Origin of the sequence: Algivirga pacifica (genome assembly GCF_039543525.1) — a bacterium.
GTDB classification, from domain to species: Bacteria; Bacteroidota; Bacteroidia; order Cytophagales; family Flammeovirgaceae; genus Algivirga; species Algivirga pacifica.
In genome coordinates this window covers 156,311-179,841 of sequence record NZ_BAABJX010000036.1, presented here as the reverse complement: position 1 = coordinate 179,841, position 23,531 = coordinate 156,311, and the positions used below count along the sequence as shown (strand labels likewise).

The 23,531-nt window shown below is 40.6% G+C and carries 18 protein-coding genes; 13 read left to right on the top strand and 5 right to left on the bottom strand.

Annotated elements, in window-relative coordinates; translation table 11 throughout:
* The first annotated feature begins 97 nt into the window (after positions 1 to 97).
* On the top strand, positions 98 to 922 hold the full coding sequence (locus ABD985_RS12695; protein WP_345372285.1) for an energy transducer TonB: 825 nt from the start codon (positions 98 to 100) through the stop codon (positions 920 to 922).
* Positions 923 to 1,109: 187 nt separating this feature from the next.
* Positions 1,110 to 2,996 carry a M23 family metallopeptidase gene (locus ABD985_RS12690; protein WP_345372284.1) on the top strand — a complete coding sequence of 629 codons (1,887 nt, stop codon included), beginning with the start codon at positions 1,110 to 1,112 and terminating at the stop codon, positions 2,994 to 2,996.
* Between the two features lie 56 nt (positions 2,997 to 3,052).
* Here ABD985_RS12690 and ABD985_RS12685 read toward each other — a convergent pair whose 3' ends face one another.
* Positions 3,053 to 3,733: a hypothetical protein gene (locus tag ABD985_RS12685; protein WP_345372282.1), complete on the bottom strand. Its 681-nt coding sequence runs from the start codon at positions 3,731 to 3,733 to the stop codon at positions 3,053 to 3,055.
* A 397-nt stretch (positions 3,734 to 4,130) separates the two neighbouring features.
* Between ABD985_RS12685 and ABD985_RS12680 the strand changes: the two genes are divergently transcribed.
* Both ABD985_RS12680 and ABD985_RS12675 read left to right on the top strand, forming a co-directional pair.
* Positions 4,131 to 4,805: a hypothetical protein gene (locus tag ABD985_RS12680; RefSeq protein WP_345372280.1), complete on the top strand. Its 675-nt coding sequence runs from the start codon at positions 4,131 to 4,133 to the stop codon at positions 4,803 to 4,805.
* Positions 4,806 to 5,009: 204 nt separating this feature from the next.
* A complete protein-coding gene (locus ABD985_RS12675) occupies positions 5,010 to 6,881 on the top strand; it encodes a mechanosensitive ion channel family protein (RefSeq protein WP_345372279.1) in 1,872 nt (623 codons plus the stop codon).
* Between the two features lie 124 nt (positions 6,882 to 7,005).
* On the opposite strand, the gene ABD985_RS12670 is transcribed toward ABD985_RS12675, so the two are convergent.
* A complete protein-coding gene (locus ABD985_RS12670; RefSeq protein ID WP_345372278.1) occupies positions 7,006 to 7,704 on the bottom strand; it encodes a Crp/Fnr family transcriptional regulator in 699 nt (232 codons plus the stop codon).
* A 300-nt stretch (positions 7,705 to 8,004) separates the two neighbouring features.
* Between ABD985_RS12670 and ABD985_RS12665 the strand changes: the two genes are divergently transcribed.
* Positions 8,005 to 9,270 (top strand): aminotransferase class I/II-fold pyridoxal phosphate-dependent enzyme, encoded by a 1,266-nt coding sequence (locus ABD985_RS12665; RefSeq protein WP_345372276.1) that lies wholly within the window; start codon positions 8,005 to 8,007, stop codon positions 9,268 to 9,270.
* Positions 9,271 to 9,388: 118 nt separating this feature from the next.
* Here the strand turns inward: ABD985_RS12665 and ABD985_RS12660 are convergent, their stop codons facing one another.
* The 3 genes from ABD985_RS12660 to ABD985_RS12650 all read right to left on the bottom strand — a co-directional run bounded on the left by ABD985_RS12660 (position 9,389) and on the right by ABD985_RS12650 (position 12,349).
* Positions 9,389 to 9,601 (bottom strand): YgaP family membrane protein, encoded by a 213-nt coding sequence (locus ABD985_RS12660; RefSeq protein ID WP_345372275.1) that lies wholly within the window; start codon positions 9,599 to 9,601, stop codon positions 9,389 to 9,391.
* Between the two features lie 93 nt (positions 9,602 to 9,694).
* Positions 9,695 to 10,729 (bottom strand): HAD family hydrolase, encoded by a 1,035-nt coding sequence (locus ABD985_RS12655; RefSeq protein ID WP_345372273.1) that lies wholly within the window; start codon positions 10,727 to 10,729, stop codon positions 9,695 to 9,697.
* Between the two features lie 69 nt (positions 10,730 to 10,798).
* Positions 10,799 to 12,349 carry an arylsulfatase gene (locus tag ABD985_RS12650; protein WP_345372272.1) on the bottom strand — a complete coding sequence of 517 codons (1,551 nt, stop codon included), beginning with the start codon at positions 12,347 to 12,349 and terminating at the stop codon, positions 10,799 to 10,801.
* 420 nt (positions 12,350 to 12,769) lie between these two features.
* Here ABD985_RS12650 and ABD985_RS12645 point away from each other — a divergent pair, with 420 nt between their 5' ends.
* The 8 genes from ABD985_RS12645 (at position 12,770) to ABD985_RS12610 (ending at position 23,433) form a co-directional block, all read left to right on the top strand.
* Positions 12,770 to 13,552, top strand: coding sequence for a tRNA pseudouridine synthase A (locus ABD985_RS12645; protein WP_345372270.1), 783 nt, complete (start codon positions 12,770 to 12,772; stop codon positions 13,550 to 13,552).
* A gap of 197 nt (positions 13,553 to 13,749) precedes the next feature.
* Positions 13,750 to 14,943 carry a glutamate-5-semialdehyde dehydrogenase gene (locus ABD985_RS12640; protein WP_345372268.1) on the top strand — a complete coding sequence of 398 codons (1,194 nt, stop codon included), beginning with the start codon at positions 13,750 to 13,752 and terminating at the stop codon, positions 14,941 to 14,943.
* A gap of 451 nt (positions 14,944 to 15,394) precedes the next feature.
* A complete protein-coding gene (gene proB, locus ABD985_RS12635) occupies positions 15,395 to 16,174 on the top strand; it encodes a glutamate 5-kinase (protein ID WP_345372267.1) in 780 nt (259 codons plus the stop codon).
* A gap of 317 nt (positions 16,175 to 16,491) precedes the next feature.
* Positions 16,492 to 17,778 (top strand): parallel beta-helix domain-containing protein, encoded by a 1,287-nt coding sequence (locus ABD985_RS12630; RefSeq protein WP_345372265.1) that lies wholly within the window; start codon positions 16,492 to 16,494, stop codon positions 17,776 to 17,778.
* Positions 17,756 to 18,895, top strand: a complete 1,140-nt coding sequence (locus ABD985_RS12625) for an SO2930 family diheme c-type cytochrome (RefSeq protein WP_345372264.1) — start codon at positions 17,756 to 17,758, stop codon at positions 18,893 to 18,895. The genes ABD985_RS12630 and ABD985_RS12625 overlap by 23 nt, the downstream gene beginning before the upstream one ends.
* Before the next feature lie 214 nt (positions 18,896 to 19,109).
* Entirely contained in the window at positions 19,110 to 20,183 is a 1,074-nt protein-coding gene (locus tag ABD985_RS12620) for a sensor histidine kinase (RefSeq protein ID WP_345372262.1), read from the top strand.
* Between the two features lies 1 nt (position 20,184).
* Positions 20,185 to 20,898, top strand: coding sequence for an RluA family pseudouridine synthase (locus ABD985_RS12615; protein WP_345372260.1), 714 nt, complete (start codon positions 20,185 to 20,187; stop codon positions 20,896 to 20,898).
* Positions 20,899 to 21,246: 348 nt separating this feature from the next.
* Complete coding sequence (locus ABD985_RS12610) at positions 21,247 to 23,433, top strand: fasciclin domain-containing protein (RefSeq protein WP_345372259.1); 2,187 nt, start codon at positions 21,247 to 21,249, stop codon at positions 23,431 to 23,433.
* Positions 23,434 to 23,531 lie beyond the last annotated feature (98 nt).

The window sequence follows — 23,531 nt, the reverse complement described above, 5'->3', positions numbered from 1 at the left end:
CTTCTAATACATACTAATCTATTAAGAAGATTACGTTTGTAACGGAAGTGATTAATTAGCAGTATAGTTAATTTACGTACTATTAAATTATTATCTAATGTTTGTAGAAGTACTAGGCAAGTTAGGTCTTTCGGGTATCTTGGCGATATTTGTGCTTCTGATTGTAGGATTGATTTTCTTGTTCAGATCTCTGATTAGAAAGGCTGGAAGCGATATCCTGGAGCAGAAAAAACAAGCGCACGATGCGTCAGATACTTTGGTAAAGAAGTACAACTCTGTAGACGTTTCCAAGTATTCTTCTTTATTGATGTTGATTGGATTGTCTTTGAGTTTGTTGATCACATTGGTGGCATTTGAGTATCCTACTTATGATGAAAAATCTCAAGAGGAAACGGCAGGTGCATTGGTTATGGATGAAGAGGAAACATTTGAAATTCCTCCAACACAACAACAACCACCTCCACCACCAAAAATTACAGCCCCTAAGATCCAAGAGGTGAAAGATGAGGAGGAAATTAAGGAAGACCTTGATATCCAGTTCTTCGAAGAACCAGAGGAGGATGCAGTAATTGAGGAGTTTGAGCCAGAAGAAGAGGAAGTAGAAGATGAGATCTTCGAGATTGTAGAGGAAGAAGCTCAACCTGCTGGAGGACTTGGTGCATTCTACAAGTGGGTAGGTAAAAACATGAAATATCCTGCGCAAGCAAGACGTATGGGTGTGGAAGGTAAAGTATACGTATCATTCGTTGTAGACAAAGACGGTAGCCTGACAGACATTAAAGTAGTTAGAGGTATTGGTGCTGGTTGTGACGAAGAAGCAGTACGTGTATTGAAAAAAGCCAAGAAATGGAGTCCAGGTAAGCAAAGAGGTAGAGCAGTAAAATCCAGAAGGGTATTACCTATCGCCTTTAAACTTGGATAATTGTTGATCGAAAGATCTATACAAAAAGAAGCCTGACGGATAATTTCTGTCGGGCTTTTTTTTTATATCCTCACATGGAGGCTTAGAAAAGAAATAGGTGTGATTATTGATTGATTCTGGAGAGGAAGTTATCTTTATTTCTTTCCTAGTATATATGTGTAACCATTCATAGAAGTAAACTAAACCAATGTCCAGATACTTTATTTTTTTGATAACTAACTTATTACTATACCCCTTTTTACTTTCGGCCCAACAGGGGTATCAACCAGGGTATTATATGTTTCCGGTTCGCCCAAATCAAGTGAATGCCTTCGCTGGAACGATGGGGGAAATCAGGGGAACACACTTTCATGGAGGGTTGGATATCAAAACCTCAGGGATAGAAGGATTGCCGATTTATGCAGCGGCAGATGGCTACTTGAATAGAGTCAGGGTATCACCTTATGGATATGGACATGTGATGTATTTGCAGCATGAGAATGGACAGGTTACTGTATATGCTCACTTACAGCGTTTTACCAAAGTAGTTGCAGACTATGTTCTTGAGCAACAATATCAGCGCAATAGTTTTTCAGTAGATTTATATCCCGGAAAAGGAACCTTTATGTTTAAGAAAGGAGATATAATAGGTTACTCAGGAAATACAGGTTCATCCGGAGGACCACATCTTCACTTTGAGATCAGGGATATGGAGCAACGTCCGATGAATCCAGTGAAGTTTGGTTTCAAGGAGATTAAGGATACGACTCCACCAACCATACAGCGTTTGAGTATTGTTCCGATGAATATAGAAGCGAGGGTAGAAGGACAATATGAAACGAGTGATTTTTCGGTGACAAGAAATGGAAAGGCTTACCAGTTAGTAAGGTCGCCAGAGGTTTTTGGTAAAGTAGCCTTTGAGATACAAACCTATGACAAGGCGGATAACAACCGCTTCAATAAGTTTGGAATCAACCGTATTGAAGTTTGGCTAGATGGTAAAATACAGTATAAACACGTGATTGACCGTGTTCCTTTTCATATGAATACCTTTGTGGATACGTTTGTTAACTTTGAGCGCTATCGCAAGGATAGAGACCGTTACCAACGTTTGTATCGTACAGAAGCCAATCAGTTGCCCATTTATCCGGAAGAACATTTAACAGGTATCTTGGACATCAAGGATGGAGGGGAGCATCAAGTAGTGCTTAAATTATGGGATAGCTTTGATAATATGAGAGAGTTGTCCTTTGGTTTGAAGGGAACTGCAGGAAATCATGTGTTATCCTTGGATAAGGTGGCACCTGTTACGGTGGGCTGTGAGCGTTATGCTAATACTTTGAAGGTGGTATTGCCTGCAAAGATGGGAGAAGCAGCTAATGTATTGATCTCAGACTATAAGATAAAGTTGTCTCCAGCTTATAGAGTAGGAGATAAGAATATCTACTTATGGGCCTTGAAGTATGGTATCCCAGATCTATTCTGGGTGGAAAATGAAAAAGTAATCCCTCAGGTAAATCTTCAGGTAGAAAAAGACAAGCCCGTATTGTTTCAGGAAAATGATATTACGGTCAAATTTGAGCCTAATGCAGTATTTCAGAAAGAGTACATTCGGGTACTCCAAAAAGGTGATACCTTATGGGTGGGAAATACTACGATTCCGTTGAGAAGAAAATTTACGGCAGCATTTAAGCCCGCTACAAAGTCTCTACAGCAAAAGGAAAAGTCAGCGGTTTATCAGCTAAGTGCTAAAGGAGATCGCTTTTATGTAGGAGGTACCTGGAATGGAGATTATATAGAGTTTACAAGTGGAGGCTTCGGTACTTTTACGATTGCAGAAGATACAGTGCCCCCTGTCATAAATGTATTGGAAGTATCCTCTAGTCGATTAAAGTTTAAGGTAAAAGATGAAGACTCTGGAGTAAAAAGTACTACCTGTACGCTCAATGGAGAATTTTTATTGATGCACTATGATCCCAAAAAGGATTTGATCTATTCCTTGAAAAAGGATCAAACCAAACCCCTGAAAGGTGTTTTTAGAATGGAGGTCAAGGACCAATTGGATAATGTGACTGTGTTTGAAAGGAAACTTTAAGTTTATCGTTTACCGCTTATCGTTTATAAACGATAAGCGGTAAACGATAAACAAAATTACATACCATGAAGAAAATGATACACCCTAAAGCTTAAGGAGACATAAAAGACATTGACGTCAAAGTCACTATAGCGGAGAGAGGTACTCTTTAGGGTGCGATCATAACTATCGTCAAAGAAGTTGCTGACATAATATTTAAACTTGATATCTGTTCCATAAGGAGTTTCAAAGCCGACAAAGAAGGAATGATTAAAGGTTGTGGTACGGCTAGAGAACCATACATTAAATTTGTCTTCTTTACTCTCGTTGATAAAGGTTTTTTCTTTGTAATTAATCGGAAACTCTAGTTCATATCCTCCATACATATGAAATCGATCCAGGGCTCCAAATTTTAAGGCTAGAGGTATACCGACATTGTAAGTACGGATCTTCTTACGTACATCCTGAGACGGTACTTCTACAAGCTCTTCTGGGATGTCAATAATAAACCCCACGTTACGGAGTGTTAGCCCACTAAAGAATCCTACTTGTTTAGTAAGGTCGTGATGAATGAATATCTCAGGGTTAAAGAAGGCTGAGAAACGCATGACTGTTCCCTCATCTTCCAGGTTGTTGACATTCGGGAAAGAAAAGATAAATTCACTTCCTGTAGAATAGTAGGTCTTATGGTTAGGGCGTTGTGCGTAGCTATAACTTCCGACACATAAGAAGGCCAATAGTATAAGGATTTTTTTCATTGTTACAGTAATAGATAAAAGGTAAAAGGTAATAGGTATAAAGTAAAAGGGATTAAATCTCTCCTATAAGTACTCTCATTTAAAATAAAGAGTATAAGGATAATAAAGAATGACATTATACATATAGCACTAGTGGATTGATTGCTAAATAAACTTATAGCAATTGCTACGGAAGAAAGATGAAGGATTATTATCCAGAGCAGAGGTTCCTATACCTTCTTTCTTCCTCCTTCCTCCTTTTTCCATTTGCAAGTAGCATCTTTATTTCTATCAGAAAACTTAGCGTGGTCCACTAGTATATTGAGAAGTGATTTTTCTTCATTTATCCTAAAAATGTTTGTATCATCAAGTATTAAAAGAGATGTAGCATTATTCTAGGTATTTATAGCGCGATTTCATGAAGAAAAAATGGAGTAGTACAGCATATAGTACTTTTTTTAAGGAGTTTCCCTTTGTAGAAAAGAATCTGAGTGAGGCAGTAAAACATCAGGAAAGAGGAGATATTCCTGCAGGGTTGCTCAAGATGCGTTTGCTTTTAGAAACCTTGATGAAAGAATGGAGTGTGATATATGGGGTCAAGCAATCGTCTAATAAGTTATCGGAGCAGATTCATCACTTGAAGCCTTATTTACCAGATTACGTGATATTACAATTCAATACGATAAGACTGGAAAGTAATGTAGGAGTGCATGCAGGTAATGAGCAGTTTTTAGCTGAAGGGAACATAGATAAGACTATTATAGCTATGAATAGTGTTATTGAGTGGTATTATGCGGAACGATGTGGAGGCGATCAAGCTAAGATGACTCCTAGAAAAAATAGTTCTAAAAAAATGACATTAGCGTTAGTATTTACTGCTTTCTTGTTATTGTCAGGTGGAGTTGGCAGTGTCTATTTACACTCCAATACAGGAACTACGCAAGTGTATCGTTGTGGAACAAGCAAAGTATATCATAACAGTAAGACGCATGCTGCATTAACAAAACGATGTACGAAGGAAATCTTTACCTATACCGTAGCCAAAGCAAAAGACTTGGGACTAAGAGCTTGCAAATGCCCCGAGACTCGATAAATCATTTCGTGATTTTATCGATTTAGTGGCTATTCATACTCGATACATTGCCATGATGCGACAGGTCTAAGGAAAGACTCTTTTTTAGGCCTGAACTTTCACTCCTATCCAAAGTGTTTTACTAGCATAATCAATAAGTGTTAACGATCGTGTTGTAGCATTGATCCAGTCAATACAGCACAAGCGACTACTTCTACTCTACTTATGCTAGCCTTCAATATGCTATTTTCATGGAAAAAGAATTCGGTTACAGTACTGCTACTTTTTCTTACCTTATCAGCTTTCGGTCAGCAGGATTCCTTAAAGGAAAGTATAGACCAAATTCAAAGTCTCATGACGATGGCAGACTCTATACGTGCCGAGGATAGTTTAGACATTAAGACACAGGAAATAAAAATAGGCAACTTGTCTGACGATAGCCCCGACCGAAAAGTGCTGGTGGAAAAGCTGGAAGCACTGCAAGATACCCTCCAAAACCATAATACCTTAATAAGGCAACGGGTAGATTCCTTGAGAGCGGAAACTAGTGGAGTTGCCGTTGTTTTGGGGGCAGATACGTTGTTTTATATCTACTCCAAGTTAGGGCCACTCTCTCCTGAGGAACGTGTGCAAAATATTGAAGAAAAGATTAATACCTTGGTAGAGGAAGAAGCTTTTGATTCTACCAAACTGAGTATTGTCGCAGGGGTAGAGAGTCACGACGTCATGTACGATAGTACAATTATTATGAGCGTAACAGACCTGGATGCCTTCTGGGTTTCGAATAGTCGAGAGGAACTAGCGATACATTTTGAGAAATCACTACGGAAACACGTATCTACCTATTATGAGGAGACAGGGTGGGTGTATGTACTACAGCGTATAGGACTCATGTTGTTGGTGCTATTGCTACTCTTTTTTGGGATACGGTATATGAATAAAGGGTTTACGCGTCTCAATGATTGGACGATGGAAAAGTGTCGCCGTTACCTGAAGGGCCTCCGGTTCAACACCTATCAACTTCTTTCCGAACGACAGCAAGCAAAAGTCGTTCGTTCGATACTTAAAGTGCTGAAGTGGATTATGATCGCTTTAGTGGTTTACTTGACTCTCCCAGTGATTTTTGGAATATTTCCTTCTACCGAAGGAATCGCCATGACCTTGATCAATTATGTGCTAGATCCATTAAAAAGGTTTGTTCAAGCTATTCTAGACTATATTCCTGTCTTGTTTACAATTTTAGTTATTCTCGCGATAACACATTATGTAGTGACTTTTTTAGCTTTTCTGGCAAAGGAGGTCAAGGAAGAAAAACTACACTTACCGGGTTTCTATCCAGAGTGGGCAATTCCTACGTTCAGTCTGCTAAGAGTGATTCTTTACGCATTCTCCTTTGTGATTATTTTTCCTTACCTACCGGGAAGCGATTCTCCCGCTTTTCGTGGAGTCAGTGTCTTTTTTGGTTTGCTTATTTCACTTGGTTCATCTTCGGCGATTAGCAATATTATCGCAGGGCTAGTGATTACCTATATGCGGCCTTTTCAACTTGGAGACAGAGTGAAGATTGGGGATACTACAGGAGATGTGCAGGAGAAAAACCTATTGGTCACTCGCATTCGTACCATCAAGAATGAGGATATTACGATTCCAAATTCAGCTATCCTTAATGGAAGTACCACTAATTATAGTGCCAATGCTCGTACCATGGGACTGATTCTGAACACGACCATTACGATAGGTTATGACGTACCTTGGAGGCAAGTACATGAATTATTAATATCAGCCGCTTTAGGGACAGAATATATCAAGCATGATCCCTCTCCATTTATTTTACAAACGAGTTTGGACGATTATTATGTAAGTTACCAGCTCAATGCCTATACAGAGGAGGCGGATAAAGCGGCCAAAATATATTCACAATTGCATGCGAATATTCAGGATGCATTTAATGAGGCAGAAGTGGAAATTCTATCACCACAGTACCATGCTAAAAGGGATGGGAATAGAACGACAATCCCCGAACAATACCTTCCTCCAACATATAGGCCTCCATCGTTTTCTGTGAAAATAGAAAAAGATGACAATAAGGATAAATAATAATACAGGATATCACTATTGCAAGGCATCGTTAGCACGGGGAGTCAGTCGCTAGCACAGGGTAACGAGAGTACAGAGCACCGCGAGCACAGGGCAACGCGAGCACAGGGCACCGCCCTGTGTATCAAGCGTCCAAAAAGAAATTATGCTCAGCGATTTCTTTTTTCAATCGATCGATGTCAGGAATTCCAATTTTACGTCCTTTACTGATCAATAGCTTTTCTTTTTTCAAAGAGGAGATGGTTCGAATGACTTGCTCATCGGTAGTTCCTGCAAAATCAGCAATTTCTTTACGGCTTAACGTAAGGCTTAGAAGCTGGTTAACCTGACCAAATTTGCGATTGATATAAAGGATGGTGTCGATGACCTTCTCTCTTACGGTCATTTGCGCGAGCTTACGTACTTTGGTATCACTTCGGTTGAGCTCTTCCGCATAAAAGCGCATCATATTGTAGGTGAAATTAGGGTAATCTCTAAAGAGCTGTTGCAGGTCTTGATTAGAAATATGACAAATGACACTCTCTCCCATTGTGGTTGCGCTGATTCGATATACTTCCTCGGTGCCGTATCCCCTATGTCCTAAGATTTCTCCTGCTCCAGCAAATCGTAAGATTTGTTCTTTCCCTTGATAGCCAGTTGCACTTACTTTTACAATTCCCTTGCGTATAAAAAATAGACCGTATACGGGACTTCCCTCCAGTATAAATGTTTGTCCTTTTTTACAATTAATGGTATTGATATTCAGAGGGTAGTCTTTTTGTATAAGTGGAAAACAGCTGCGTTTGACGAGGCAGTTTGCATTAGTACAGTTTAAACAATTCATGATATTTGGTTTTTATCAATTGTGAAGTTACTTATTTCCAAAGAATTATAGAGAGATAAAGTGAATAAATTGTACAACTTCTACTGAAGTACGCTTTCCTGAATTGACCTTTTTAATAGTACGTACCTATTTTTTTGATCGTTTTTAAGCTTGTTAGCAGAGTTTATTTTTTCAGTACCCTGAGCTACCGAACCTTCGGGATATGATAGAATTGAGAAAGGAGTAGCGTGGTACCCGTTATACTGTCCTTCTAAAGAGCTGTTCTATCACGATATCTTACGGATTAATTGAAAAGAACTTATGCTAAAAACGATTAATGGAATTATTGAGAATGCTTCACAAAAAGGCATTATCCAACAGTCAACAGAAGATCAAGCGTTTTCTAATGCAATGGTAAGGATTGAAGGAAAGACTATGGTCAACTTTGGTTCCTGTAGTTATATGGGACTAGAGTTTCACCCGACTCTAAAACAGAAAACGAAAGAAGCAGTAGAAAAGTATGGTACACAGTTTTCATCTTCTCGTTCTTACTTGTCTATAGGAATGTACGATGAACTGGAAGCCTTGTTTGCCAGGATTTATGAAAAGCCAGTAGTTTTGGCTGCAACAACGACACTGGGGCACTTTGCAACGATTCCTACCATAATAGGAGACAATGATGCCGTGATATTGGACTATCAGGCACACTCCAGTATGCAGGTAGCGGTGAAATTACTGAAGGAACGATTGGTAAAGGTCGATCGTGTAGAGCATAATAACATGGAGCAACTGGAAAAGAAGCTAAAAACACTTTCCAAAACGTATGATCGCGTGTGGTATTTGGCAGATGGTGTTTACTCTATGTATGGGGATTTTGCTCCCATGAAAGAACTGGAAAGACTTCTAAATAAGTATAAGAAGTTTCACCTTTATATAGATGATGCTCATGGTATGGGGTGGGCAGGAGAAAATGGAGTAGGTTATGTAAGGACAGAGATCAAGCATCATGATCGTATGGTATTGGTAATGTCTTTAGCGAAGTCTTATGCGGCGACAGGAGGTCTACTGGTCTTTCCAAATGAGGAAATGAAAAAGCTGGTAAAGAATTGTGGTAGTACCTTGATGTTTTGTGGACCAATACAGCCTCCAATGCTAGGCGCAGCATTGGCTTCTGCAAGGTTACATTGTTCTGCTGAGTTACCTGCTTTGCAGCAAGAGCTTCAAGAGAAAGTGGCTTTTACCAATAGAAGATTGAGGGAGTTGGGGATTCCTCAAATTGTGGAAAACAATAGCCCTTTGTTCTTTATACCGGTGGGAGTTCCAGAGCATGTTAGTGAAATTTTATTGAGAATGAAGAAACAGGGCTATTTCTTGAATGCGGCATTTTTTCCCGCAGCACCAATGAAAAGAGGAGGGTTACGCTTTTTAATTACCCGAAACGTATCTTATGAACAGATTGAAGGAATGCTGACTACTTTGCAATGGGAGTATGTTGAGGGCTTAGAGACTGTGGGTGCTTCTCTTACTCAGTTAGCAAAAGATTTTGGAATCCCTGACTTTAGTAAGAATTTAAAAACATATTGTTAGAGCTTGTCCACTGAAAATTGATAAGGAATCACTAAAAATTAGACAATGAAAAATCCCCCTACAGCAATGTTGTTAGGGGGATTATCTTTCATGCGTAAAAGACAGGTTTCGGGTTCATTTATTCTTTGGATTCATAGGAGCAAGTAGACATGCCTACCAGGGTGTACAGTGGGCAAAAGCTACTGACACTGGTAAGTAGAAATATTCCAGAAAGAACGATCAAGCTAATCCCGATAGTTCCGTGGATGACGTCCGTCAGAAATAATACACCAATAATGATACTTATAATGACACGTGCAATCCGGTCGATATTTCCCATATTTTTTCTCATGATCGTATTGGTTTCAGGTGATTGAATGCTCAAATGTACATCAAACACTTAATAGGGGTAGTGATGCTTGCTATGGGAAAAGGGAGATTATCGTCACTTTTTCTGGTAAGGGTAGATAACCTTCCAATCTCTTTGCATATCAATTAAGGTCCACCCTTTGGAACGGGCACTATCCAAGCCTTTTGTAAATGTTCCCACATGACTGTCCCGATCATACTGCCACTCTCGAATGCTATCGGTATGGTGCACAAAGGCCATTAGGCTATGATTTTTTCCTGAGGCTGTCCATGATAGCATGGCTAAGTCACCATCAGAGTTGCCGAAAGCCGCAATAGGTTTTTGTCCAATGTGTAGTTGGATATTGACCGGTTTGATTTCTTTATCATTGATTGAGTTTATCTCAGGAAGACGACTAATGACAAGCCCCTCGGGAGTTATTTCATAGGCCATTTTTAAGCTACTTCCGATAACATTTTCTTTTGAGATATTATAGACTTTATAGGCCCAAGGACGTATAAAGTCGATGCCCCCTCCGGAACATATATATACCTTAAACTGATTTTCCTGAAGATAATGGATCAGCTCAATCATGGGTTGGTAGACCATCTCGGTATACTTCTTCTGTGTTTTAGGGTGTCTGGCAGTGTCGAGCCAAGAGCTTACCTGTTGGTCAAATTCTTCAGTTGTCATGCCGGCATGGGAGTACATTACCACTTTCATCAGTCCTTTTTCTCCTTCTTTAAGAATCGCTTGTAGGTCATCTTTAAGGACAGCTTGAACGATAGGGTCTTTTTTCCATTCTGGATGCTCTTTACTTGTGGCCTTGATTCTATCCAGAGCAAACTTTAATTGCGTATAGTATGGTTTCTCTACCCATAGTGTTCCATCGTTATCAAATACGGCAATGCGATCTTCAATGGGAACAAAGTCTTGATGATTACTGTCAGTCACAACAGATACAAAGTCGAGGATCGCTTGCTTACTTTTCGATTCATGCCAGGAGGAGAGAGGAGTCTTTTTAGGAGCAACAGTGGAGATACTCTCTTCTGTGGGAGCTTTTTTAGAATTACACCCCAGGAATAAACTACAGCAGCAAAGGATATAGCAAAAGAGATTGTGAGGTTTCATAAATAAAAAATGAGGTATGAGAAAAGAGGACCCTCATCGTGAGATGAGGTATCCTCTGAAATTGACTATTTAATTCTTGGTAGCAGTTTTAAGTTTTTCCATGACTTGATCCACAGAGAAACTAGCCGCTTCTTGTCTCGGAGGAAATTCCTTGAATGTTTCCAGGAATTGTCCTACATAGGCTTGGGCGGGTACGAGAATAAACGCATGGTCAATAAGCCAGTCATAATAGGTATTGGAGGTGACATCGGCCCGTTCGTAAGGATCCATTCTTAGATTAAAGATTTTAGGGACCCTCAATGGAATAAACGGCTCAGCCCATACTTGCAAGGTGCCTTCTACTCGCTGTTCCATGAAAATAATTTTCCAATCATTGAAACGTAAAGCCGTCAAATCTCCGTCATCGGAGAAGTAGAAGATCTCTTCCCTAGGGGATTGCTCAGCACTTCCCTTTAATACATCCGTGAAGTTATATCCATCCAAGTGCACTTTGAACGACTTTTTACCCGCTTTGTATCCTTTCTTTAAGGACTCCTTAATATCATCTTTTCCTGCTGCAGCCAGGAAGGTAGGTAGCCAATCCATATGGTGCATGATGTCGTTAGATACAGACCCTGGTTCTACGGTTCCTGGCCATCTTACCATGGCAGGAACTCTCCAGCCACCTTCCCAGTTGGTGTTTTTCTCTCCTCTGAAATAAGTATTGGCAGCATCTGGCCAGGTGTTGGCATGAGGACCATTATCTGTACTATAGAAAACAATAGTATTCTCAGCAATTCCTAATTCATCCAATACCTTAAGGAGTTCACCGACATGCATATCGTGTTCTACCATACCATCGGCATACTCACTTTGGGTACGTGTACCAGATACCCCTCGATTACTTTCCTTCACGTGTGTACGGAAATGCATACGGGTACCATTCCACCAAACAAAGAATGGAGTTCCTTCTTCATTGGCTTTCTTGATAAACTTGATTGCCGCTGCCACCGTTTCATCATCAATGGTTTCCATACGCTTTTTGGTCAAAGGTCCTGTATCTTCAATACGACCATCGGCATACGAGTGGATAACCCCTCTTGGGCCAAACTTTTCCTTAAATTTTGGATCTTTAGGGTAATCAGGATGCTCAGGTTCTTCCTCGGCATTTAAGTGATATAGGTTACCAAAGAACTCATCGAAACCGTGGTTAGTTGGGAGGTGTTCATCCCTGTCCCCTAAGTGGTTCTTACCAAATTGTCCTGTCGCATACCCCATAGGTTTTAATAGGTCAGCAATCGTAGGGTCCTCTCCACTAAGCCCTAGCTCAGCACCGGGCATACCTACCTTACTAAGTCCTGTACGGAAAACACTCTGTCCTGTAATAAAGGAGGAGCGGCCCGCAGTACAACTTTGCTCCCCATAGTAATCGGTGAAGATCATACCCTCTTTAGCGACCCGATCAATATTAGGAGTTTGATACCCTACAATACCTTTAGTGTAGGCACTGATATTAGCTACACCAATGTCATCGCCCCAGATGACCAGGATGTTGGGCTTACTTTTTTTCTGGGCATAGCTTTCATGAAATCCCCATAGCAAGAAGATGCATAGGAGAGAAGAGAAATAATGTCGTTTCATAGCGATTAAAGTATAATGATTACGCTTTGGCTTAATGGGTTGATATAAAAGCGCAATTAGTTGAAGTAACTGCTCTATTTACAAATGTTGATTAAAAATCGTTCCGCTTGCTTATGTGATATTGCTTACCTTTGTTGTTCATGATGTTTAGTTGAGCTTCGCTCGTTCATGATGTTTAGTTGAATTATTTAATTTGAGCTTTGCTCGTTGAGTTGTTTATTGATCAATTAAGATAGGATTGGTTATCTATTTAAAATTGAATCAATGAACGGCCTAACTTAAATCAAGAAGCCATGTAATAGAGCGAAGCTCAATTCAACTCTCCGAAGGAGAAATTCAACGATTCACCTAAACATTATGAACGAGCGAAGCTCAACTAAACATCATGAACAAAATGATTTAACTGTTGCATCAGTAATTATGAAGACCAGAGAAGAATATTTTTACCTGTTAAAAGTGCAGTACCTTGGATTGCGTTATCATGGGTGGGCCAAGCAGAAGAATGTCAAGACCGTACAGGGGATGATTGAGCGTTCTTTTGAGAATGTGCTGGGACATGATCGCTTTAAGACATTAGGGGCTAGCCGTACAGATGGAAGGGTGTCGGCGAATATGTCGGCTTTTGAGTTGTTTACCTTTGAACCGGTAGAAATTGAAGGGACGGTAGAAGCGCTCAACAGATTGCTTCCCTATGATATCAAGATCCTTAGCATGGAGGAAACGGATGCTTCTTTTAATATCATTCAGCATGCGAAGGTGAAGGAGTATTTGTACCTGTTTGCTTCGGCACAGGAAAATCACCCGTATTGTTCTCCTATTATGGTTTGTATGCGAGAGGAAATGGATATAGCATTAATGCAGGAAGGAGCGAAGTTATTTGAAGGGGTGCACAACTTTCAGAAGTACTGCAAGAAGCCTTCGGCAGATACCGTTTTTGAGCGAGAGATCCTGTTGAGTGAAATCGTAGAGAATGATCTGTTTAAAGCTAATTTTTTTCCCGAAAGAAGTTATATCTATCGAGTGAAAGGGAAGGGGTTCTTAAGAAATCAGGTGCGCTTGATGGTCGGGACGCTAATGCGTTTAGGATTGGGAGAAATTACGTTACAGGATATAGAAGAGTCCCTAAAGGGTGGAGATAATCAACCCATAGGATTTTTGGCTCCACCAACCGGGTTACAGCTTTATAATATGGAGTTTTTGTAATGGATTGAAAAAGGGGGATGAAAGCTTCCCCTTTTTTTGTGATTTTAGCCTAAAAACTAGTAGTTATTAAGGATTCTTATAGTTATTATCTATATTTTTAAAAATATAATAAAAGGAGATGGAAGGATTTACCTAGAAGAATGAGCAATGACTTATTTTTCATTAATAATTCTTCATTAATCATTAAAAAGAATCCCATGTTGCTTGACGAATCACTTAAAAATAAAACCTTAAAGGATCTGGCGGCGTTGATAGCAGCCAATAAAGAGGAAATTATAAAGCAGAACCAGTTAGACCTGAAGAGTACAGCCAGAATGGACCCCACGCTGTATGATCGCCTAAGGGTTGATGCCAAAAAAGTAGAAGGTATGGTGGCTGCCGTAGAGGAGGTGATCGCATTGGAAGATCCTCAAGGAAAAGTGATTAGTGAGTATACCCACCCTAATGGTATCTTGGTACAAAATAAGATCGTTCCTTTTGGTAAGATCTTGATTATCTATGAATCGAGACCCGATGTGACCATAGAAGCGGCTATCTCAGCCTTTAAGGCAGGGAATAAGATTGTTTTGAAAGGAGGTAAAGAAGCGGTGAATACGAATCTTTACTTGGTTTCTCTATGGCATCAGGCATTGGAGCAAAATGGTATTGACAAAGAAGTGGTAGAATACCTGAATATCTCTAGGGAAGAGACGCAAAAGCTATTGAGAGAGAATACCCATAAACTGGACCTGATCATTCCAAGAGGGGGAGAGGGCTTGATCAATTATATCAAGACGAATACTGCCGTGCCATTGATCATCAGTGGTAGAGGAAACAACTTTATCTATATTCATAAGGATGCTGATTTTGATATGGCGATTGATTTGGTCCTGAACGGGAAAAGTCGCTTGAGTGTATGTAATGCGATTGATAAAGTATTGATTGATAAAGGGATCAAAGACTTGGATAAAAAGGTTTCCCGACTGGTTGATGCACTGTTTGAAAAACAGCTACAGGTATATGGTGATGGAGAGTACTTCTCTTGGTTTAGGGGGGTAAAGGCGATGGAGCATCAAGCGATGTATGCCGAAGAGTTTTTATCCGAGAAAATACTATTAGGTCTCGTAGAGAATATGCCAACAGCTATAGAAACCATTAATGCTTATTCAGGAGGACATTCAGCAGTGATTGTCACAGAGGATGCTACTGCGGCCTTGGCATTTCAGCATGAAGTGGATTGTGCAGCAGTATACCATAATGCGTCTTCTCGTTTTACGGACGGTGGACAGTTTGGTTTTGGTGCCGAGATTGCGATTAGCACGCAGAAACTCCATTTCAGAGGACCGGTTGGTTTAGGACAATTGGTGACCAATAAATGGTTTATTCAGGGGCAAGGACAAATAAGAAATTGAGCAGTTGAGGCGGCTTGCGCCGCTGGTTGAGCGCTACGCTGTTGAGTAGTCCTTCGGACTGTTGAGAAAGAGCAGTACCGCTAAAACTCAACAGCATAGCGCTCAACCAATGGTTAGTCACTGGTCTTAGGCTGATTAAGTTTGAATATTTATCCGTCATATTCCGTATAGTGACGGATTGAAATCCGCCCCTATGTGATGTCACCCTTTCAGGGTTTTATGGTATAATCCCGAAGGGATGACATCACATAGAGGTGGGTTTCAACCCATCTCTTCGCGTAAGAAGTGTGTCGGTTATTTATTCAACCTTAATCAGCCTAAGACCTAAAGCGGGTTTGCACTACCCTATCTACGAGTAACATCACACTAAGTTGGCGGCATTGTCTATTGACATCATCAACGAACACAGCTCAACCAGCCGTCTAAACGGTCTCAACAATGATATGACACTATGAAAAGACTAGTTATAAAAATAGGAACCTCTACCCTGACCATGGGGACCAAGAGTATCTCCAGAGGAAAGATCGAGGATATTGCCAGGCAGCTCGTAGAGCTACAGCAACAAGGTGTTCAGGTAGTATTGGTCTCTTCTGGGGCCGTAGCAACCGCTCGCCAGTTTATAACAATTGATGGATGGGCAGAGGAGGGAGACCTGCCTTCCAAACAAGCTTTGTCTGCGATTGGTCAACCTAAATTGATGCAAATATTCTCAGAGGTATTCCGTGATTTTGGTTTAAAGATCGCTCAATGTCTTTTGACCTATCGTGATTTTCAGGAAGGGGAATCCAGAACCAATACGCTCAATACGCTCAATGAACTAATGAAACATGGGTATATCCCTATCATTAACGAAAACGATACAGTAGCAGTAGAGGAACTAATCCTGGGAGATAATGATAAGCTTTCCGCTTTGGTAGCCACCTTATTAGATACCGATCAGCTTTTGATAGCTTCAGATATTGACGGTATATACAATAAGAATCCACATTTGCATGCTGATGCGGCTTTAATTGAATCTGTGACGGACTTACATCAAGTCGCTTCCTTTATTGAAGAAAGGGACAATGGACTGGGCACGGGAGGGATGACCTCTAAAATTAGCGCAGTACGTATTTGCTTCTCACAACGTATCCCCGTCATGTTGGTGAATGGTAGTCGTCCTTCGTTTATTATACATTCCCTGGAAGGAAAGATTCCGTGTACCCGATTTGAACCAGTTGTGGCTGTTTAATAAAAAAAGTAAAAAGTAATAGGTATAAGGTAAAAGGGGATTTAATTTTCTCCTCTAGTCAAAGAGTTCAGATTTTATCGGCTTCTACACTTCATGAAAGAATGAAAAGCATCATAGATAAAATCGCTCTTTGACTAATTTTCATTGCAGTATATTCTATAATTGAATAATCATTCACCCAAATAATACAGCTTAGTTTGTTGTTTTTAAAAGAATAAATATTCATTATTGGATGTTAAGCCATTGTTTCGCAGGGATAATGGACTTATTATTCATCTTATTCATGTATTTCTATTTTTAAACTAACTAAGCATTTTATGCAATCGGGAACCATTAGAACAGGGATGCTGATGCTGTGGGCCGTGTTGGCTGCAGCGTGTAGCACGAAACCTTCCTATACGCCGGAACGAGAGTATCTGGACATGGAGCAAGCCATTTTAACACAATTCATTACCGTAGAAGACAGCGGTGTTATTGAACTTCCAGAAGGGCATTTCCTTTTCAGTCAATCATTGATTATGGATGGCAAGAAACACGTCACTGTCCGTGGAAAAGGGATGGATAAGACAATCCTTTCTTTTAAAGGACAGAAGCAAGGTGCTGAGGGAATCAAGATCGCCAATGGCGTAAATATCACTTTAGAGGACTTTGCTGTAGAGGATGCAGATGGCGATAACATTAAGGTATCAGATACAGATAGTATTACGTTCAGAAGGGTAAAAGTAGCCTGGACAGGAGAAGTATCTACGGAGAATGGTGCGTATGGATTTTATCCGGTGATCTGTAAGAATGTATTGATCGAGGAGTGTGTGGCGATTGGTGCTTCGGATGCAGGGATCTATGTAGGACAATCAGAAAATGTAGTGATCCGTAATAACAAAGCTTACCATAACGTAGCGGGTATCGAAAGTGAAAATAGTGGTAACGTAGAAATCTACGGAAATGAAGCCTATGAAAATACGGGTGGACTATTGGTGTTTGACCTACCAGGGTTGACACGCTATGGACACGATATCAAGGTATATGACAACGATATTCACGATAACAACCTGGAGAACTTTGGTATTAAGGGGTCTATTGTAAGTACGATTCCTTTGGGTTCTGGTGTGGTGATCTTGGCAACTTCCAGAGTGGAGATGTACAATAACCGTGTGGCACATCATAAAACAGCAGGTACGGCGATTATTAGTTATGGCATTCTGGATGCACTGGCTGACAAGCAAACAGAAGAAATGCCGGAGGATGCACGTATTGGCGGTGTAAGAGGATTGGATTCCAACTATAAGGCAGACAAGAACTACAATCCTTATGCTGGACAAATTTTCATTCACGACAATACCTTTGAGAATGAGTATATTCTTCCTTCTTTCTCTTCAGACTTCGGTTATTTGTGGGCATTGAAAAATGGCCTGACAATTCCTGATGTTGTTTGGGACGGACTATTGCCAGAAGATGGTAGAGACGAGAACGGACAAGTGAAGGAGCAATACAAAGTATGTGTACAGAATGACAAGAACGTCAACTTTGTGATGCTGGATGCCGGAAATGATTTTGAGAACTTTACTGATGATGTAACGAATTATGCTTGCAACCTTTCGATTTAATGAGATGATGATTCGTAGTGGTAAGAAAGGACTGTTGGCAGGGGCTTTGGCACTCTCTCTTTTAGGAGGGTGCCAGAAGGCTTCCAATAAAAACGAGCGTCCCGTAGCCAAGAAAGTGGAGGCCATGACCTTGGCATCTACCAGCCATATTGGAAAAGAAACCTTATCGGCTTACGGATTTTTTAAAGGGAACTTGTCTGACCTTCAACCAGCAGACCGTGTATATCCTTACGAGTTGAATACCCCACTTTTTACAGACTATGCACACAAGAAACGTTTTATCTATGTGCCAGAGGGGAAAGTGATTAATTATGAAGATAAAGAAGCGCTGGACTTTCCAGAAGGAAGTGTACTAATAAAGAACTTTTATTATCCCAATGATTTTAACAATCCTGAGTTAGGGAAACGCATTATAGAAACCCGTTTACTAATCAAGGAAGCAAAAGGGTGGAAAGCCTTGCCTTATATCTGGAACAAGGAGCAGACGGAAGCCACCTTGCAAGTGGCAGGAGGAGAGACCGAAGTGGCTTGGGTACATGATAATGGAGAAAATATGGTCACGAACTATATTGTTCCCAACATGAATCAATGCAAGAGCTGCCATGTATTTGGGCAGGATATTGCTCCCCTGGGACCTAAAGCCAGACAACTTAATCGCAACAATGTATATGCGGAAGGGGAGTTCAATCAATTGGCTTATCTGGCAGAAAAAGGCGTATTGAAAGGCTTGCCAGAAGCGCATGCTATTCCAAAAGTAGCCGTATGGAATGATGCTTCTACAGGAACGTTGGATGCAAGAGCCAGAGCCTATTTGGATATTAATTGTGGGCACTGCCACAATCCATCAGGACCGGCCAAAACATCCGGGTTGGATCTAACGGTGTTTGCCTCTACAGCTATGGAAAGAGGAATCAACAAACCGCCTGTAGCCGCAGGAAAAGGAGCCGGAAACCTAAACTATGATATCGTACCCGGACATCCAGAGCATTCGATCTTACTTTACCGTATGGAAAGTGTAGATCCGGGTGTCATGATGCCTGAGCTGGGCAGGGGATTGGTACATAAAGAGGGGGTAAGTCTCATTCGAGAATGGATCGAAAAAATGCCAATGCAGTAGGGGCGACCCCATGTGGTCGCCCATCGCTCTAGTTTATAAGGATGTCTCACGCGGTCATCCAAGCAAGATAAAAAGTAAGAGGTAAAAGGTAGTAATACCTTTTACCTCTTACTTTTTACCTTTTACCTTGAATTAATTAACCTACAAAAGACAGACGTTCCCAAGATTTTTTACTTGTTTTGTAGTGCAAGAGGTTTTAATTAATTGATGGACTATGTTTTTTAATTCTCGGGCCGTAGCCTTTTTATTGGCTTTGTCAACGGCTTTTATTACAGTTTCTTTTTTGTCTTTATTGGAAGGAATTCCTTCTACGGCCTATGTGGTGACGGGTTGTATTGCTTTTTCTTCTACTTTTATTTTATCCTATTTCACCTTGGAGTTTATGATCTTCAGGGAGTTGAATAAGATTTATAATAAAGTGGATGGGTTGAAAAACAATCCAATCTTCTCTAATGAGCCCCTCATGAAACAAAATGAGGTACAGGAACGGATCTTACAGAAAGAAAAGGTCAATCCGTTGAAGATGATCAATCAGGAGATCTCAGACTTTGCCAGTAAAACGGAACAAGAGATTGATAAACTCAAGAAGATGGAGTCATTTCGTAGAGAGTTTATGGCGAATGTCTCTCATGAGTTAAAAACTCCTATCTTTGCAACACAAGGCTATATCCTTACCCTATTGGATGGTGCAATGGATGACGAGAAGGTGCGTCAGAAATTCTTGAAGAAAGCAGCCAAGAGTCTTAGTCAGCTTAATCACTTGGTGGAAGATTTGCTAACGCTATCCAAGATTGAGTCAGGGCAGATCAAAATGGATTTTGAGGTGTTCGATATACAGGATCTGATGGTCGATGCCTATGAGCAGTTGGAGCATAAAGCATCCAAGAAAGACATTACAATCCATCTGGATTTACCTGACAATGAATCACTGGAAGTAAATGCCGATTACAATCGTTTAATGCAAGTGATGCTCAATTTAGTCACTAATGCCATTAAGTATAATCATGAAGGGCATAATGTGACGATACAACTCAAGGAGAAAGAAGATAGAGTGAAGGTGAGTATCATTGATGATGGTATGGGAATTCCGGAAGAGGACCAGGGACGTATTTTTGAGCGCTTCTATAGGGTAGAGAAGAGTAGGACGAAAAAACAAGGAGGCTCAGGTCTTGGATTAGCGATTGTTAAGCATATTTTGAGTGAGCACAACTCCTATATGAGCTTGACGAGTAAATTGGGTGAAGGAAGTACCTTTAGTTTTGAATTGGAGAAACACAGAGAAGAATAATATGAAATTGCCAAAGTTTAAGGATATGATCGTGATGGAAAACGATCATTATATCATTATTAATAAACCCCCTTATGTTTCTGCCTTAGAAGACAGGGACAAGACCAAAACGAATATTGACGAGATGGCCAAGGCTTACTGTGAAGGAGCGCAGCTATGCCATCGAATCGACAAGGAAACTTCTGGTATTCTGGCGATTGCCAAGACTCCTGAAGCTTACAGGAACCTTTCTATGCAGTTTGAGAAAAGAGAGGTCGATAAGGTATACCATGCGATTGTAGACGGAACGCATGAGTTTGATCGTATTTTGGTGGATCGCAATATCGCCGTTTCGGGTAGAGGAAATGTACGTATTGATATTGAAGGGAAACCTGCCCAAACCAAGTTTATGACCTTGGAGATTTTCCGCAACCACTCTTTGGTCGCTTGTAAGCCTGTTACGGGAAGAATGCACCAGATTCGTATTCACTTGGCTTATCTGGGCGCACCGATCTCAGCCGATGAGCTATATGGTGGACAATTGCCATACCTTTCACAATTGAAGCGTAAGTTCAACCTGAAGAAAGGAACGATCGAAGAGCCTTTGATGAAGCGTGTAGCCCTTCATGCCCGTGAACTACATTTTTTGGATGTAGATGGAACGGAAGTACATGTAGAAGCAGAGTATCCTAAGGATTTTAGAGCATATCTTCGACAGTTGGAGAAGTCGGTTTGATCGGTTGTTATCTCGCCGTAGAGTTGAATCATGGATTCCACTCATAAAAAAAGGACATTGCCCCATATGAGGTAGTGTCCTTTTTTAATTTCCTATCCTAAAAATAATATCCACAAAAATTATACCAACAATGGATTTAACGAAATTGTTTAAACCGATTTTTTAGGGGTTTTAAGTCTATTAATAAATGATTGTATTATTTAAAGAATTTTACATGTAAAATATTAGCATGTAATTGAAATATTCAAAGAATATGCGATTTGCTTCTCTTCTCATACAAACATTTTCAAAAAACAAAGCTTTTCTGATCCCGTAAACAATTTTCACTAAAAGCTAAAAATACGGCACATGAAAAAGTATCATTTTTTATCACTGATTTTAATGGCATTCATGGCTTTTACAAGCTGTGATGAGGAAGAAAAAGACATGATGGATGAGGAGATGTCTCAAACCATTGCAGAGATTGTAGGATCTAACGCAGACTTCTCTACTTTATTGACAGCACTTCAGACTGCAGATCTTGCTAGTGTTTTTGGAAGTGAGGAAAGTACTTTCACCGTTTTCGCTCCAGATAATGCAGCCTTTAATGCATTGCTTTCGGCAGACAATGGCATCTCTAGCTTAGGAGATATCAGTGCGGAAGATTTGGACAGAATTCTAAAGTACCATGTGGTACCAGGAGCTGTTGCTTCATCGGCTTTGTCTGATGGACAAAAAGTAGTGACACTTTCAGGGGATACTTTGATGGTCGCAGTATCAGGTTCTTCGATTACTGTAAATGGCATCCCGGTAAAAACGGCAGACGTAGAAGCTTCTAATGGTGTGATTCACATTATCGGAGGAGTATTGCTACCTCCAGCAGAGGAGATGCCTTCTAATACGATTGCGGATGTGGTAAGCACAAGCCAGGACTTTACCGTATTGTTGGCGGCTTTGCAGAAAGCAGAACTAGCAGCAGTATTTGCAGACAAAGAAGCATCATTTACGGTATTTGCACCAAATGATGCCGCTTTCCAAAAGTTGCTGGATGCCGATAATGGAATCAGCAGCTTGGATGACCTGGATAAAGAAACATTGACTACGGTACTACAATACCACGTAGTAGAAGGAGATGTGATGTCTACTGACCTATCTGATGGCATGGAAGTAGAAACGCTATTGGGCGAGAAGCTGATGATCAAAGTGATGGATGGCATGGTGTACGTAAATGGTGCGATGGTTACCACTGCTGATGTGACTACAGACAATGGTGTGATCCACGTTATTGATGAGGTATTGATGCCAACATCACTAACAACAATTGCGGATGTAGTGAGTGCAGACGAGAACTTCAGTACGCTACTAGCGGCTTTGCAAAAAGCAGAGCTAGCAGGGGTATTTGCGGACAAAGAAGCATCGTTTACAGTATTTGCACCAGATAATATGGCCTTCCAGGCATTGTTGGATGCGGATAATGGTATCAACAGCCTGGACGACCTGGACATGGAGACTTTGACAAAAGTGCTTAAGTTCCATGTTGTAGAAGGAATGGTGAAGTCTATGGACCTAATGGACGGAGACATGATTGAAACACTTGCAGGCGAAAAGCTAATGGTGAAGATCATGGATGGTAATGTATATATCAATGGTGCGATGGTGAAAATGGCTGACGTTAAAACTGGTAACGGCGTGATTCATGTTATTGATGAGGTATTGATGCCGACGTCACTAAAAACCATTGCAGATGTAGTTAGCATGGACGAGAACTTCAGTACGCTACTAGCGGCTTTACAAAAAGCAGAACTAGCAGGAGTATTTGCAGATGCTGAGGCTTCTTATACAGTATTTGCACCGGATAACATGGCCTTCCAGGCATTGCTGGATGCAGATAATGGCATCAACAGCCTGGACGACCTGGACATGGAGACTTTAACAAAAGTGCTTAAGTTCCACGTAGCAGAAGGTAATGTAATGTCTATGGATCTAATGGACGGAGACATGATCGAAACACTTGCAGGCGAAAAGCTAATGGTGAAGATCATGGACGGTAACGTATATATCAATGGAGCAATGGTGAAGATGGCTGACGTGAAGACGGCTAACGGCGTAATTCACGTGATCGACCAGGTATTGTTGCCTCCAACACCAATGAATATCGCTGAGATTGTATCAATGAATGATGACTTCAGCTTCTTGCTAGCTGCATTGCAGAAAGCAGAGTTGGTGGACACTTTCACAAATGATATGGCAGCATATACTGTATTTGCACCTAACAATGCGGCTTTCCAAGCGCTATTTGATGCAGATAACGGTATTAGCAGCCTAGATGACCTTACAGTAGAGACGTTGACTGCTGTATTAACGTATCACGTTGCAGAAGGAAAAGTGAAGTCTATGGACCTTATGGATCAGCAAATGATCCCAACCCTTCAAGGAGGTGAGTTGACAGTTGACTTATCTTCAGGAGTGATGATTAACAACGCTAATGTAGTTGAGGCTGACGTGATGGCTACCAATGGTATTATTCACGTAATAGATTCTGTGCTTTTGCCTTAATGATTAAAACTACAATCAATAGTATAGCGTTCTATCGAAATACTATTATAAGGTGAATATAAAAAGGGCATCCCTGTGGGATGTCTTTTTTTTGCATG

What these genes read in the sequence shown, in the direction of transcription:
- ABD985_RS12620 (WP_345372262.1), top strand. Translation starts at nt 19,110, where the DNA reads ATGTTTTTTAATTCTCGGGCCGTAGCCTTTTTATTGGCTTTGTCAACG.
- ABD985_RS12675 (WP_345372279.1), top strand. Translation starts at nt 5,010, where the DNA reads ATGCTAGCCTTCAATATGCTATTTTCATGGAAAAAGAATTCGGTTACA.
- ABD985_RS12690 (WP_345372284.1), top strand. Translation starts at nt 1,110, where the DNA reads ATGTCCAGATACTTTATTTTTTTGATAACTAACTTATTACTATACCCC.
- ABD985_RS12670 (WP_345372278.1), bottom strand. Translation starts at nt 7,704, where the DNA reads ATGAATTGTTTAAACTGTACTAATGCAAACTGCCTCGTCAAACGCAGC.
- ABD985_RS12680 (WP_345372280.1), top strand. Translation starts at nt 4,131, where the DNA reads ATGAAGAAAAAATGGAGTAGTACAGCATATAGTACTTTTTTTAAGGAG.
- ABD985_RS12650 (WP_345372272.1), bottom strand. Translation starts at nt 12,349, where the DNA reads ATGAAACGACATTATTTCTCTTCTCTCCTATGCATCTTCTTGCTATGG.
- ABD985_RS12625 (WP_345372264.1), top strand. Translation starts at nt 17,756, where the DNA reads ATGCTTGCAACCTTTCGATTTAATGAGATGATGATTCGTAGTGGTAAG.
- ABD985_RS12695 (WP_345372285.1), top strand. Translation starts at nt 98, where the DNA reads ATGTTTGTAGAAGTACTAGGCAAGTTAGGTCTTTCGGGTATCTTGGCG.
- ABD985_RS12655 (WP_345372273.1), bottom strand. Translation starts at nt 10,729, where the DNA reads ATGAAACCTCACAATCTCTTTTGCTATATCCTTTGCTGCTGTAGTTTA.
- ABD985_RS12660 (WP_345372275.1), bottom strand. Translation starts at nt 9,601, where the DNA reads ATGAGAAAAAATATGGGAAATATCGACCGGATTGCACGTGTCATTATA.
- ABD985_RS12645 (WP_345372270.1), top strand. Translation starts at nt 12,770, where the DNA reads ATGAAGACCAGAGAAGAATATTTTTACCTGTTAAAAGTGCAGTACCTT.
- ABD985_RS12665 (WP_345372276.1), top strand. Translation starts at nt 8,005, where the DNA reads ATGCTAAAAACGATTAATGGAATTATTGAGAATGCTTCACAAAAAGGC.
- ABD985_RS12630 (WP_345372265.1), top strand. Translation starts at nt 16,492, where the DNA reads ATGCAATCGGGAACCATTAGAACAGGGATGCTGATGCTGTGGGCCGTG.
- proB (WP_345372267.1), top strand. Translation starts at nt 15,395, where the DNA reads ATGAAAAGACTAGTTATAAAAATAGGAACCTCTACCCTGACCATGGGG.
- ABD985_RS12615 (WP_345372260.1), top strand. Translation starts at nt 20,185, where the DNA reads ATGAAATTGCCAAAGTTTAAGGATATGATCGTGATGGAAAACGATCAT.
- ABD985_RS12610 (WP_345372259.1), top strand. Translation starts at nt 21,247, where the DNA reads ATGAAAAAGTATCATTTTTTATCACTGATTTTAATGGCATTCATGGCT.
- ABD985_RS12685 (WP_345372282.1), bottom strand. Translation starts at nt 3,733, where the DNA reads ATGAAAAAAATCCTTATACTATTGGCCTTCTTATGTGTCGGAAGTTAT.
- ABD985_RS12640 (WP_345372268.1), top strand. Translation starts at nt 13,750, where the DNA reads ATGTTGCTTGACGAATCACTTAAAAATAAAACCTTAAAGGATCTGGCG.